Source organism: Microvirga tunisiensis (genome assembly GCF_009296175.1).
GTDB lineage: Bacteria > Pseudomonadota > Alphaproteobacteria > Rhizobiales > Beijerinckiaceae > Microvirga > Microvirga tunisiensis.
The window spans coordinates 1-13,243 of record NZ_VOSK01000182.1; the positions used below are offsets into that span (position 1 = coordinate 1).

The 13,243-nt window shown below is 59.8% G+C and carries 13 protein-coding genes and 2 pseudogenes; 3 read left to right on the top strand and 12 right to left on the bottom strand.

Annotation, left to right across the window (positions count from 1 at the left end; all coding sequences use genetic code 11):
* From FS320_RS50925 to FS320_RS28285, 3 genes and pseudogenes are all read left to right on the top strand, one after another.
* A pseudogene (locus FS320_RS50925) lies at positions 1–179 on the top strand (IS481 family transposase); the annotation flags it as partial.
* A gap of 220 nt (positions 180–399) precedes the next feature.
* Positions 400–1,707, top strand: coding sequence for a family 1 glycosylhydrolase (locus tag FS320_RS28280; protein WP_152715584.1), 1,308 nt, complete (start codon positions 400–402; stop codon positions 1,705–1,707).
* A gap of 672 nt (positions 1,708–2,379) precedes the next feature.
* Complete coding sequence (locus FS320_RS28285) at positions 2,380–3,168, top strand: LacI family DNA-binding transcriptional regulator (protein WP_244627442.1); 789 nt, start codon at positions 2,380–2,382, stop codon at positions 3,166–3,168.
* Between the two features lie 44 nt (positions 3,169–3,212).
* Here FS320_RS28285 and phnN read toward each other — a convergent pair whose 3' ends face one another.
* The 12 genes and pseudogenes from phnN to phnH form a co-directional block, all read right to left on the bottom strand.
* Complete coding sequence (gene phnN / locus FS320_RS28290; RefSeq protein WP_152715586.1) at positions 3,213–3,773, bottom strand: phosphonate metabolism protein/1,5-bisphosphokinase (PRPP-forming) PhnN; 561 nt, start codon at positions 3,771–3,773, stop codon at positions 3,213–3,215.
* Positions 3,766–4,905, bottom strand: a complete 1,140-nt coding sequence (locus FS320_RS28295; protein WP_152715588.1) for an alpha-D-ribose 1-methylphosphonate 5-triphosphate diphosphatase — start codon at positions 4,903–4,905, stop codon at positions 3,766–3,768. The genes phnN and FS320_RS28295 overlap by 8 nt, the downstream gene beginning before the upstream one ends.
* 11 nt (positions 4,906–4,916) lie before the next feature.
* The gene (locus tag FS320_RS28300) at positions 4,917–5,600 is read right to left on the bottom strand and encodes a DUF1045 domain-containing protein (RefSeq protein WP_152715590.1); all 684 of its coding nucleotides are present in this window, start codon (positions 5,598–5,600) and stop codon (positions 4,917–4,919) included.
* Positions 5,600–6,451 carry a phosphonate ABC transporter, permease protein PhnE gene (gene phnE / locus FS320_RS28305; protein WP_152715592.1) on the bottom strand — a complete coding sequence of 284 codons (852 nt, stop codon included), beginning with the start codon at positions 6,449–6,451 and terminating at the stop codon, positions 5,600–5,602. Before phnE ends, FS320_RS28300 begins: the two co-directional genes overlap by 1 nt.
* A gap of 73 nt (positions 6,452–6,524) precedes the next feature.
* Entirely contained in the window at positions 6,525–7,514 is a 990-nt protein-coding gene (gene phnD / locus FS320_RS28310) for a phosphonate ABC transporter substrate-binding protein (protein WP_152715594.1), read from the bottom strand.
* Between the two features lie 28 nt (positions 7,515–7,542).
* On the bottom strand, positions 7,543–8,382 hold the full coding sequence (phnC, locus tag FS320_RS28315) for a phosphonate ABC transporter ATP-binding protein (protein WP_152715596.1): 840 nt from the start codon (positions 8,380–8,382) through the stop codon (positions 7,543–7,545).
* Between the two features lie 5 nt (positions 8,383–8,387).
* Entirely contained in the window at positions 8,388–9,086 is a 699-nt protein-coding gene (locus FS320_RS28320) for a DapH/DapD/GlmU-related protein (protein WP_152715598.1), read from the bottom strand.
* Positions 9,086–9,826 (bottom strand): phosphonate C-P lyase system protein PhnL, encoded by a 741-nt coding sequence (phnL, locus tag FS320_RS28325; RefSeq protein ID WP_244627443.1) that lies wholly within the window; start codon positions 9,824–9,826, stop codon positions 9,086–9,088. Before phnL ends, FS320_RS28320 begins: the two co-directional genes overlap by 1 nt.
* Before the next feature lies 1 nt (position 9,827).
* A complete protein-coding gene (phnK, locus tag FS320_RS28330) occupies positions 9,828–10,604 on the bottom strand; it encodes a phosphonate C-P lyase system protein PhnK (RefSeq protein ID WP_152715600.1) in 777 nt (258 codons plus the stop codon).
* Complete coding sequence (locus tag FS320_RS28335) at positions 10,601–11,506, bottom strand: alpha-D-ribose 1-methylphosphonate 5-phosphate C-P-lyase PhnJ (RefSeq protein WP_152715602.1); 906 nt, start codon at positions 11,504–11,506, stop codon at positions 10,601–10,603. The genes phnK and FS320_RS28335 overlap by 4 nt, the downstream gene beginning before the upstream one ends.
* Positions 11,503–12,603: a carbon-phosphorus lyase complex subunit gene (locus tag FS320_RS28340; RefSeq protein ID WP_152715604.1), complete on the bottom strand. Its 1,101-nt coding sequence runs from the start codon at positions 12,601–12,603 to the stop codon at positions 11,503–11,505. Before FS320_RS28340 ends, FS320_RS28335 begins: the two co-directional genes overlap by 4 nt.
* A gap of 3 nt (positions 12,604–12,606) precedes the next feature.
* Positions 12,607–13,026 (bottom strand): annotated as a pseudogene (gene phnH / locus FS320_RS28345) (phosphonate C-P lyase system protein PhnH); the annotation flags it as partial.
* Between the last annotated feature and the right edge of the window lie 217 nt (positions 13,027–13,243).

A 13,243-nucleotide genomic window follows, 5' to 3' on the forward strand; every position in this document is an offset into this window, starting at 1 on the left:
ATAACAGAAGACGTCAACGCGTGCTCAAGGGGCGATCCCCGGATGAGGTTGTGCGAAGCCGCCTGGCTGCCGAGCCGAAGCTCGCCAACCGCCGCTACAAGCCACCCGATGCAGACGCGTTGCCGCCCGCCCTCCAGGTCATCGCTCATGCCAAGGAGGTCTCGCATCCAGACAACTAGGCTGCCCGCCTCAGCTGCGCGTCGCCTTGTTTGCTTCGAACCTATGGGTCATAGTGGCGTTGTTGGAGCAGGAGTTCCCGCTGAAGGTCGTTCGCGTGTTCGACAGGCGGAGCAGTTCGCAGCATCCTTCTCGACCAGCATGGCCGCGACGGCTGCCAAATCGTCAAGCTTGCCTCGATCGCTCCGGAAAGATCTCCTGGCATCTGTCGAAGGGCGTGCGATGACAACTCCGATCTTCATGTTTGCAACGGGAATCGAGAACAGCTATCCCACCATTCATGGCGGCCGCACACGGGTCGACGAAATGGAAAAGTGCGGCCATTACGAGCACTGGCACACTGATTTCGACCTCTTGAACGACCTCAACATCCACTACCTGCGCTATGGTCCGCCGATCCACCGAACGTGGCTCGGCGAGGGCCGATACGACTGGGCCTTCGCCGACCAGACGTTCGGCGAGCTTTACGCACGCAATGTTGTCCCAATCGTCGATCTCTGCCATTTTGGCGTGCCCGACTGGATAGACAACTTCCAGAACCCGGACTTTCCGGAACTGTTCGCGGGGTACGCGCGCGCCTTCGCAGAGCGGTTTCCGTGGGTCCAGCTCTACACGCCAGTCAACGAGATGTTCATCTGCGCCACTTTCTCGGCTGCCTATGGCTGGTGGAACGAACAGCTCTCGAGTGATCGGGCGTTCGTTACGGCGTTGAAGCACATCGTCAAGGCGAATGTTCTCGCGATGGCTGCGATCCTAGTGGTTCGCCCCGACGCGATCTTCATTCAGAGCGAGTCCTCGGAACATTTCCATCCCGAATCCCCGGTGGCAATCAGGCCTGCCGAGTTCCTCAATGCCCGACGCTTTCTGTCGCTCGACCTCAACTACGGGCGCCGTGTTGACTCAGATATGCTCTTTTACCTTCTCGATAACGGCATGTCGCGTGACGAGTATTGCTTCTTCATGGATAGAAACCTGAAGCGGCACTGCATCATGGGCAATGACTATTATGTGACGAATGAGCATGTCGTCGCCGCCGATGGCAGCACCGCCGCCTCCGGCGAAGTGTTTGGGTATGACGAGATCACGCAGCAGTACTATGACCGCTATAAGCTCCCGGTGATGCACACTGAAACCAATTTGATCGAGGGCGCGCTCGGGGATGAGGCCGTCAAGTGGCTCTGGAAGGAATGGGCCAACGTTCTGCGGGTCCGGAATCTCGGCGTGCCGATCGTCGGCTTCACCTGGTACTCCCTGACCGATCAAGTCGATTGGGATGTTGGTCTTCGCGAGGAGCGGGGTACCGTCAACCCGCTCGGCCTCTACGACCTCAACCGCAACATCCGAGCGGTCGGACGAACCTACAAGCAGATGATCAAGGACTGGTGCGAGGTCCTGCCGGCGCAGAGCATTTGCCTCCGCGTGCCGGTCGTTCCGCCGCATGCGTATCATGAGCCAATGGCCGAACGTCAGCGCGAAGGCGCTCGGAGAATTGGCAAGACAACTCCCGCCGAACCCTCGGTTGCAACATGATGCGATAGCATGACAGGGTCGCCGTTGTCTCGCGATGGCGAGGCGCCTTGGCCAGGTGGGCGCGAAGTTCATCATCGCAGCCCTCAATCGAGCAACTGTCAGCTAACATACTGGAATAAGAATATCGCATTTCTGGCAGCGTTGGAGATCAAGGGCGAGACAAATGGGCCGTTTGGGTTCTCACTTGCAATGTCGACTTTGATGCGGTGCACTCCACGCTGTCGCCACTTGTCGATTTGTACTTCATGATTAGACTGGGCGGTTTGGAAGCTGTTTTCGGCGCTTCATGTGAGACTGAACAAGCCCCGGGTCTCACATGAAATACAAACAGACCTGGGGCTCCTTGTTGGCTGCGGGCTGCCATACCCCATGGATCCGATCGCAAGCGGCCTTCAGTCCGTAGAGCCTTGCGCGTCCGCAAGACGAGTTTCACCACCTAAAGCAAAGAGACGCTGACCTGGTCGGCCAGTCTCAAAGGAACTGCAAAAAGTCTCACTTGAAATCCAATGGGTTGCACTTCGGTCTCGGCTAAGTCCTTGATTTGTGACTGGCTTCCGGTCCCACCGTGAAGTGCAAATCGACAACCGGGTCCAGAAGCTTATGGCAGCCCTCGGCTACCGGCCTAATCACGTCGGCCGGACCTTGCGCAGGCGAGAAAGCAGGATTGTCGCCATGCTGTCGCCCAATCTCGACAACCCGGCCATGGCGGCTATCGCAGCCTCTGTCGAGGCGGTACTCGGCTCCGCCGGCTACGTAATGATCCTGTGCGATACCCATGACCATGCGGAACTTCAGGATGAATACCTGCAGGCCATGCGGTCGCAGGTCGTACAGGGATATGTTGTCGTCAATGCGGTGCGCAGCGATGCCCTGTCCGCCTCGGCTGCCCGGGGAGACCCCATTGTGTTCGTCGGTCGCCGAAATCCCGACGGAGGGGGCTCCTTCGTGGGCATCGACAATCGACGCGCCGGAGCAGATGCGGCTGATCATCTTTGGGCACAAGGGATCAGAGACTTTGCGGTCATCTACCCCTCGCAAGGATCATCGGTGTCACACGATCGTGTGGACGGCTTCATCACACGCCTTGAGGTGCTTGGCGTACCCCGAAAAGCGATACGGCAGGCCGAGGCACCCGGGCTAACACATATGGAGGTAGGCTACGCCGCGGCTCAGAGGCTCGTTGACGGACAACCATGGCCTAAAGGTCTCCTCTGTCCGAGCGATCTCATGGCCTATGGGACCTACCGCCTGGCAATCGAAAAGGGTATCCGGATCCCTGAGGAATGCAGAATCGTGGGTGTCGACGACAACAAGCTCAATGCCTGGATTGCACCCTGGCTGACCTCAGTCCACATTCCTTACGTGGACTTCGGCGCCAAAGTCTTGGATCAATTGCAAGCCTTATGGACAGGTGAGCAACACTCCGAGCACCTTCTGCCGCATACACTGATCGTCCGGTAGAGCATCGGACAATTACACCAGCGTCAATCATCCGAAGTGCGTTCCTATAACGACATTGACACAAGACTCCTGACCAACCGTTCCCTAGCAATTTCCATCGGGCCGGAATTGTTGATCTGCACATAATTGCACGCCGTGGGCGGAACCCGGAGGGTGACTGAGCGTGCAACACGCTCTCGCGCGTCCTCTTCGCTCTCGCGCCCGCGAGCGGCAATCCGCTCGACCAAGGCCTCAGGATCGGCGGTAATCTCTACGACAGCAAGGCGGCCGAAAGTTTGGACCGCGTCAACGAGAACTGTCCGGGAGACGTTGGCTACGACTGCGTCGCCGCGCCTGACAGCATCGAGCGCTGAATGCGGCAGGCCATAGAGCAGACCGTGTGCTCTCCAGCTCAGACAGAACAAGCCGGCAGTACGTGCTGCCTCGAACGCTTGCGGCGTCAGCGTGTCGTGATCCTCGCTGACGCCGTCCGACGTTCGGGTGATCACACGGCGAACGAAGATTATGTCTGGCCGGTGGCTCAATGCCTCCGCGGCAGCTTTGAGCAAGGTATCCTTGCCAGCCCCGCTAGGGCCAACGATCGCGACGAACACGCCTTCAGGCAACACGCACCCCCTCGCGCCAGACCGAGCAAACCCGCGGCGGCCGGCCGCCCACCGTCTGGACGCGCGCCAGATCGGCACGCCGCCCAATCTCAATGCGGCCACGATCGGACAGGCCCGCCGCCTCGGCCGGATTGGCTGAGATTAGGCGTATCGCGTGGGGCAGGCTGATGTCGGCTCGCTCCGCGAGAAGAAAGGCCGCCTGGACGAGACTGAATGGCACATAGTCCGAGGACAGGATGTCGAGCGCGCCGGCATGCAGCAGGTCAATAGCCGAAACATTGCCCGAGTGAGAGCCTCCCCGCACGACATTCGGTGCGCCCATGAGCACGTGCAGGCCTGCTTCGCGTGACAATGTTGCAGCTTCGCTCGTGGTTGGGAATTCTGCCAGGGCTACTCCAAGCGAGACGCTCTCTTCCACATGCTCACGCGTCGCATCGTCATGGGACGCGATTGAAATGCCGGCCGCGCGGCAGCGATCGGCAAGGAGCTGGCGGTTGCGCTCGGAATTTGCAGCCGATTCCGCAATACGTCGCTCACTAAAGGCAGTGAATTCGATATCGCTGAGCTTCTTCTTGCCCTGATAATAGATGCGATAGGCTTCGAGGCTGACAAATTGCCTCTGACCCGGCGCGTGATCCATCAGCGAGGCCAGGCGAACCCGATTGTTCCCTCGCAGCGCGTCGAAATGATCCACCACGTCGGACACCGAAACCTCACAACGCAGGTGGATGAAGTGCTCTGCACGCAGGCGGCCATCGGCACTCGCTGACGCGATGGCGTCTGCCATGGCCGACATCTCTTGCGAACCGAACTCGGTGTCGCCCTCTAAGCCGACCCGAAGCGCGTCGAAGACTGTCGTTATGCCTGAAGTCGCAATCTGCCCGTCATGTGCCTGGAGTGCCGCATCCATGTTCCAGCGGACCTTTGGGCGCGGATGCAAATGGGTCTCGAGGTGGTCAGTGTGCAGCTCGACGCAGCCTGGGATCAGCACATCGCCCGCACAATCCTCGCCTGTCCTGCAGCTCCCGCTTGAGATATCGGCAATGTTGCCGTCTCGGATCTTAAGGGTACCTTCAATGATCTCGTCAAAAAGTACGATACGTGCATTGGTGAAGATGAGTTCTGAGGTCATGGCTCTAGGGCTTAGGATGGCATGCCGCTTTGAAGCGTATGGCGCGATTGAACATAGAAGGGTGCACACGGTCTCGGCTCGACGAACAGCGAGAGCGCGTCAATGACAACAGGGGTCTCAAGCACGGGATTGAACTGGGAGTGCAGCCGCTTCTCGACCCGGGCTGCCTTATCCTCGTCAACAATCGAGTTGGTCAGTGTCATGTGGAAGCGGAAATCCTGACCTACATGCGGATAGCCCCATCGCGACAGATTCGCCCGCTGGCGCTCTGACAGACTTTGTAGATTGCGCCGAGCCATCTCCCGCACGGTCAGCGGAGCGCGGAATGGTTCGAAGGTCGTCCGGACTGCCTCCTCGACTTGCAGCAATCGCGGAAGCGCAGTCTGAACCGTGAGCGCAAAGAAGCTGTCCAGACACGTGACTGCGAGCGTTCCGAGAGAGAAAGCCTGGATGCTTTGGGCGAATGCGGCCAGTTCACGGTCGAGTTCGTTGAGCGTCGTGCAATCGGCAAGCCGAAATGGCGCCTTCAACGTTGCATGAAATCCGTAGCGTGCTGGCTCGGACACAAGCACATCCATCTTCGGATCGGGATCACGCACGATGCGATCGTCAAACGCGTCGCGTCCGAGCCACTCGGCGGCCCGCACAGTCAGCGGATCGTTCTTGGCTGGGGTGAAGTAGATTGCGGCCCGCATCAGATCACCAGCCTGCGGAGAAGCTGTGAGATCAGATCCATGATCGTGACTGTGACCATGACGATGATCAGGATTGCCGAGGCCTCGGGATAATAGAAGGCACGTACCGACTCGAAGAGCACCTGGCCAATGCCGCCAGCACCGATGATGCCGAGAACGGTCGCGGACCGGACATTCGACTCAAGGCGATAGAGCGAGTATGATATCCAGAGGGGCAGGACCTGCGGGATCACGCCATAGATCACCTGTTGGACGCGTGATGCACCCGTCGTGCGGATGGCTTCCACGGGGCGCGGGTCGATCGCCTCGACTGCTTCAGAAAACAGTTTCGCCAGGATCCCGGTCGTGTGAATGAACAAAGCCATGACACCAGCAAAGGGGCCGAGCCCGACCGCGACGACGAACAGGACGGCAAAGACAACCTCATGGATGGCCCGAAAGAGATCCATGAGCCGCCGCACAGGCTGCAGGACCCACCAAGGCACCATGTTATGCGAGGACAGAATTCCGAAAGGTATCGAAAGAGCCACCGCAAGGAAGGTTCCCCAGAGCGCAATCTGGATCGTGACCAGCATCTCCTCGAGATAACTGCGCCAGTCGCTGAAATCGGGACGCAGGAACCCGGCCGCATACTCGGCCATGTTCCCGGAATCGGTAAAAAGATAGGTCCAGCGGCTTATTTCGGCCGGTCCCCAGCTCCAGGAGAGCGCTGCTACAAGCAGAGCCAACAGAAACAGGTTACGGCGTCCGCCAGATCCGTGCCCAGCTTTTGGCAATGAAGTGGCGCGATCCCCAATTGCCTTTACAAGCTTGAGGGACGCAGGCCTAAGAGTCGAAACTGTCTGGTCCATACCGTTAATCAGGGCTCTATGTTCATTGATTAGGAGAAGTGGCCTGTACCCAGGCCACTTCCCTTGCGTTGGCTCAGCCAGCGGCAGCCAGTTCGGCCTCGTACCTGGCCTTTTGCGCCTTCAGTTGGTCGAGCTTGACCTTCTTTGCATCGGCAGCGAGCGAAGCGTCGGCCTCGATCTGAGAGATCGACTTTGTGAGCTCCATGATGCGGATCGGCAGCAACTGCCTGTCGGAAGAGGCGCGGAACGGGGCCCATTTCAGGCCAGCCAGAACTTTCTTCTCGGCGGCGATGTCACCCGTCGACTTGTCGGTGCCGTAGGTGAGGAAGAACTCGCGGATCTTGGTCTTCTGAGCTTCCGGAAGATCCTTACGCCACACGATCGGGTCGGAAGGGATCAGGGGCGAGCGCCAGATTTCGCGGATATTCTCGAAGGCCTTAGGCTGGTTCTTCTGGATCAGCGCCATGTTTTCGGTGTTGTTGGTAGCCGCGTCGACCTGTTTGTTGGCGACCACCATCGCATTGGTCTCGTGGTTGGCGTTGGTGACGTTCTTGAAGCAGGTCTTCGGGTCGATACCCTTGGCGCTGAACACGAAGGTCATCGGGACAAGATAGCCGGAGGTCGAGTTCGGGTCGCCGAGGCCGAAGTTGAGGGACTTGTCACACTTCAGGACATCGTCGATCGACTTGATCGGCGAATCCTTGGGGACGATGACGACCGACCAGTAGCCGGGTTCGCCGCCCACCGGCACGCTCTGCACAAAAACTTCGCCATTGGCACGATCCACAGCTTCCATGGCGGATTTATTGCCATACCAAGCCATCTGCACCTTACCAAAGCGCATGCCTTCGATGATGCCGGCATAGTCGGAGGCAAAGAACGGCTTCACTTCAAGGCCGGTCTTCTTCTTCAGGTCGGCGAGCAGTGGCTCCCAGCTGGTCTTCAGGTTCTGCTGGGACTCGGTCGAGATGATACCGAAGTTGATGACCTCCTGGGCCAAAGCTGCCGTGGACATCGTGCAGACGAGCGACACCGTCGCTGCCCATTTGAGCATCGCATTCATTCCAGATTCTCCGCTTATATTCTGAGGTTCAGGCTAACATGTGCACTGGGTCGTGGCTGTTTGGCCGGACCGGCAGAGCTCGCAGCAGTTCTGCCGGGCTCTCCGGCAGAACCAGTTCTTCCGAAGCGTCGCCGTAGAGCTCCGCGAGGAAAGTGTTGGAAAGGGATGTCGAAGGCCCGTCATAAACAACGCGCCCGTCGCGCATGGCGATCGTACGTTTGCAGTAGCGTCGCGCATACTCGACCTGGTGCAGCGACACGAGGACCGTGATGTTGTCCTGAGTATTGATCGTGGCCAGCACGTCCATCACGCGCCGTGCTGAGGACGGGTCGAGAGCGGAAATCGGCTCGTCGGCGATCAGGATTTCAGCTTCCTGCACCAGAGTGCGCGCGATGGCGGCACGCTGCTGCTGGCCGCCCGAAAGGGTCGACGAGCGCTGGGTTGCCACCTGAGGGATGCCAACACGGGCCAAAGCGGTTTCGGCCTTTTCTTTCTCGGAACGGCTGAACAGGCCGAGCGTGCCGCGCCAGCGGGGGACCCGGCCTAGATTGCCGATGAGCACATTCGTCAGGACGGAAAGACGGCCAACGAGATTGAATTGCTGAAAGATGACCGCCACGCGACCGGCCGTGCGCCCACGCATCAACCGTCCCGCCGTCTGCGACACCTGTCCGAGAACCACGACTTTCCCCGTCTCACCATCGCCTGCCTCGAGCCCTGCGATATGACGAATGAGCGTGCTCTTGCCGGAACCCGATGCGCCGATCAGAGCAACCATCTCGCCAAGTTGGACGTCGATGCTGACATTGTCGAGCGCGCGGGTTTTTCCGTACCGCTTCGACAGATTGGAAACGCTGATCGCTGTCATCTGCATCATCCCTGTTCGTCCAAATCTACCGGCTCAGGATAACTTGTTGGCGACGGTTCGATGTCAGTTCGATGAAGGTTTGGCGTCACCGCTTCATAGCGCTCGACAAATGCCTCGACCGTAAGTGCCCGGAAGTCGTTCAGCGCTGAGAAGAGTTTGTCGTGCGGCCATTCCCGCCAGGCCAAGCGATTCATCCGCCGTCCGACCTCCGGGGTGAATCGCTCCCGGATGAGGCGAGCGGGCACGCCGCCGACGATGGTATAAGGTGCGACATCACGTGAGACGACGGCTCCTGCGCCAACAACAGCACCATTGCCGACACTGACGCCTGGCAGGATTGTCGCTCCATGGCCAATCCAGACATCATTGCCGATTTTGACTGGGTGAGAGCGGCGCCAATCGAAGAACTCCTCTTCGTCTCCGGCTCCTTCGAAATAGTCGCCTGCGCGATAGGTGAAGTGATGCAGCGTGGCGCGCCATGTCGGATGATTGGTGGCATTGATCCGCACGGCGGCCGCGATGTTGGCAAATTTGCCTATCGTGGCACACCGGATCGCGCAATCCTGCATGACGTAAGAGTAGTCTCCCAGAGCCGTCTCACTTACGCGTGAACGTGCTTCGATCTCGACAAAGCGACCGAGCGTGCACTGCTCGACATCGGCCGTCGCGTGGATAAGCGGCTTATATTCGTCGAGCTTGGGCATCACGCAGCCTCCCGCGTCGAGAAGGCGGCGACATCGATGATCTTCGTCGCAACCGCCTCGCGGACCGGAATGTCGTGGAAGATCCCGAGGATGGCTGTTCCAGCGGCTAGCTTCTCCCGGATCATGCCGATGACGACATCCCGGTTGGCCTCATCCAGCGACGCTGTCGGCTCGTCGAGCAGAAGGATTGGGTGATCAATCATGAAGCCACGGGCGATGTTCACCCGCTGCTTCTCACCACCAGAGAACGTTGCCGGTGGGAGATTGAAGAGGGACGATGGCAAGTTCAGTCGCTCGAGCACGGCGGCGGCGCGGTTTGATGCTACCTTGCGCGCCACTCCACGCGCGAGAAGCGGCTCGGCGACGACATCAAGAGCCGAAACCCGCGGAAGCGCCCGTAGAAATTGGCTGACGTAGCCTAAGTGATTGCGCCGGAGACTGAGTACCAGGCGGGGATCGCCGGATGCGAGGTCTGCGACGTCTCCCGTATTGCGGTCCCGCACAAGGATCCGGCCGGTATCGACAGCGTAATTGCCGAAGATCATGCGCAAGATGGACGATTTGCCGATCCCTGACGGGCCGCCCAGCACAAGGCACTCACCGGCAGAGAGGTCAAACGTGACATTGGCTACGACAGGAAGGCGGATGCCGCCGCGAAGGTGGATCGTGAATGCTTTGGATACATCCTCGACTGAAAGCAGCGGGACGCCGATCATGGCAGGTTGATTGTCGGGCGCCATCTCAGTTCTCCAGGATCGATGCGACGAGAAGCTGGGTGTAGGGATGACTTGGATCGTCCATCACGCGATCGGTCAGTCCTTGCTCGACAATTCGTCCGCTCTTCATGACGATCATGCGCTGCGATAGAAGCCGGGCGACGGCCAGATCGTGGGTGACGATGATCACCGACAGACTGAGGTCCGACACCAGCATTCGCAGCAGGTCGAGAACACGCGCCTGGACCGACACGTCGAGGCCGCCGGTCGGCTCATCCATGAAGATCAAGCGAGGGTGCGTAACAAGATTGCGCGCAATCTGCAGACGTTGCCGCATGCCGCCTGAGAAAGCCACCGGCATGTCGTCGATGCGGGAGGCCGCAATCTCGACGTGTTCCAACCAGTCGCTCGCCCGGCTGCGGATCTCGCCGTAGTTGCGGTCACCAATCGCCATCAGCCGTTCACCGACGTTGGCGCCTGCCGATACGCGCATCCGCAAACCGTCTGCCGGGTTCTGGTGTACGAACCCCCAGTCCGTGCGCATGAGGAAGCGGAGCTCGGCTTCGCTCAGCTCCGCGAGATCTGGGAACCGCCGGTCGCGCATCCGGTACCGAATTTCGCCGCTGCTCCGCTCCAGTCGGGTGGAAATGCAGTTGAGCAGCGTGGTTTTGCCGGAACCGGATTCACCGACGATCGCGACAACCTCGCCCGGCCAGACGTCAAAGGAGATGTCGGTGCAGCCGATGAAGTTGCCGTAGCGCTTTTCCAGCTTGCGGACGGACAGGATCGGTTCGCTGTTCATTCTGCGGCCTCCCAATCGGCCTTCGCGGCGCCATGCTGCGGCAGGCCTGCTCCCTGGTGCCCCTCGGACCGGCGGGTTTCGCAGTGGTCGGTATCGGAGCAGACAAACATGCGCCCGCCGCGGTCGTCCGTGATGACCTCGTCCATATAGACGTCCTGCGCATCACAAAGCGCGCAACGGGACTCGAAGCGCTGGACCGTGAATGGGTGGTCCTCAAAGTCGAGACTGACCACATCGGTGAAGGGCGGCAGCGCGTAGATCCGCTTTTCGCGGCCGGCCCCGAAAAGCTGCAGCGCCGGCGAGCGATGCATTTCCGGATTGTCGAACTTGGGAATCGGCGACGGGTCCATGACATATCGGCCTTCGACCTTTACGGGATAGGCATAGGTCGTGGCGATATGACCGTGCTGCGCAATGTCCTCGTAGAGCTTGACATGCACCAGGCCATATTCTTCCAACGCATGCATCACCCGTGTTTCCGTTTCACGCGGCTCGAGGAAGCGAAGCGGTTCCGGGATCGGAACCTGATAGACGATGATCTGGCCCTGGGTGAGAGGTGTCTCAGGAATGCGGTGGCGGGTCTGGATGATTGTCGCATCGGCTGTCCGTGTCGTCGTTGCAACACCCGCGACCTTGGCGAAGAAGGCCCGGATCGACACGGCATTAGTGGTATCGTCGGCACCCTGATCGATGACCTTGAGCACATCATTGGGGCCCAGGATCGATGCAGTGACCTGCGCTCCGCCCGTGCCCCAGCCATAAGGCATGGGCATTTCACGGGAGGCGAACGGCACCTGGTATCCGGGGATTGCGATCGCCTTCAGGATCGCGCGTCGGATCATCCGCTTGGTCTGCTCGTCGAGATAGGCGAAGTTATAGGCAGGCAGGGAGGGATTTGTCATTCTGCTGCCTCGCTCATGGGTGTGTCAGTGCGCGCGATTTCGGCCTCGCGATGTAATGTTCGCAGCAGTTCCAGCTCTGCTTGAAAGTCGACATAATGAGGCAGCTTCAGGTGCTCGACGAAGCCGGTGGCCTGCACGTTGTCGCAGTGCTCCAGCACGAATTCCTCATCTTGCGCCGGAGCCAGCCGTTGCTCATTGAACTCATCGGCTCTCATTGCGCGGTCAACGAGGCTCATGGCCATCGCCTTGCGCTCGGATTGCCCGAAGACCAGTCCATAACCGCGTGTGAATCGCGGCGGCGTATCCGCACTTCCCTTGAACTGCGACACCATTTGGCATTCCGTGACCCGGATCGCGCCGATGCACACGGCAAAGCCGAGTTCCGGCACGTCCACTTCGACATCAACCATGCCGATCCGGATCTCACCGACGAAGGGGTGTGTTCGACCGTAGCCGCGCTGCGTCGAATAGCCGAGGGCGAGCAGAAAGCCCTCGTCGCCGCGCGTCAATGCCTGCAGGCGGATTTCGCGTCCAACGGGATAGGCAATCGCCTCACGCGTCAGGTCACCCGGTTCATCGTCGCTTGGGACATCAGCCTCGATCAACCCCTGGCCGTCGAGAAGATCAGTCACGCGCGGGCAGCTCTCATCCGTGGGGCGCTCGCGCTTGACTGGGCCCGCGACAGCATCGTCACCGGCCATGGACGGCTCGATCAGGCGGTGCGTGTAGTCGAAGGTCGGTCCCAGCAGCTGGCCGCCCGGGATGTCCTTGAAGGTCGCGGAGACCCGGCGCTCGATGCGCATCCTGTTCGTGTCGATGGGGCATGCGTTACTGAACCGCGGCAGCGTGGTCCGATAAGCCCGCAGGAGAAAGATGGCTTCGATCAGATCGCCACGGGCCTGGCGCACGGCCATCGCCGCAAGCTCGGGGTCGTAGAGAGAGCCCTCCGCCATCACGCGATCAACAGCAAGGGATAATTGGTTGACGATTTGCTCGACGGAGAGCGCCGGTACATTGCGATCTCCACGCCGGCGATCAGCCATGAGACGATGCGCATTTGAGATCGCCGCCTCTCCACCTTTAACCGCGACATACATGGCTCAGGCCTCCACAAGACGGGTGGTGCGCGGCAGTGCGAGCAGTTCGCTGCCACAGATCATCAGCAGGTCGAAGCCCAGCGGAAAGCGGGTCGCATTGATCGCCATTGTTTCGGTGAATCCGTCGGGCAGGCCGCGTGGCGCGATAGTGGCAGCGGTCTCGATGCCGGGGCCACGGATCGTCAGCGGCGTGCCATCGCACAGGCTTTCCACCGGCAAAACCAGTGTTGCGGAGCGATCGGGATAGGAGAGAGAGCCCATTGCGAAGTTCCGCCAACCACTGACCGGGCTGTTCTTGGACAGAACCGCAAAGATCGCTGTCGATGGGTCTTTGGTGACTGCGGCTCCTGTATGGAACGTCAGCCATGACGCAGCCGCATCTGTGCCATTGTCTTCAAACCAGACCGGCGTCTCATAATCGGCGAGCGTTGCTAGCCGTTCTTATGCATGGGAAGGTTGATGAAGGCTGGCGAGTGTAGCTTAAGCACTTGAAGCAGCGTAGGATTTGGTTGTTGAGACTAATCCCTGCCACCAATTGCCCTGTGCCACACTCGCCATGCCGGACGATACACCTGCCACCTTCCCGTTTCCAGCCGTTGGCCGCAAGAAGATCACCGCTGCTTTCGACGGTGGGCGCCTG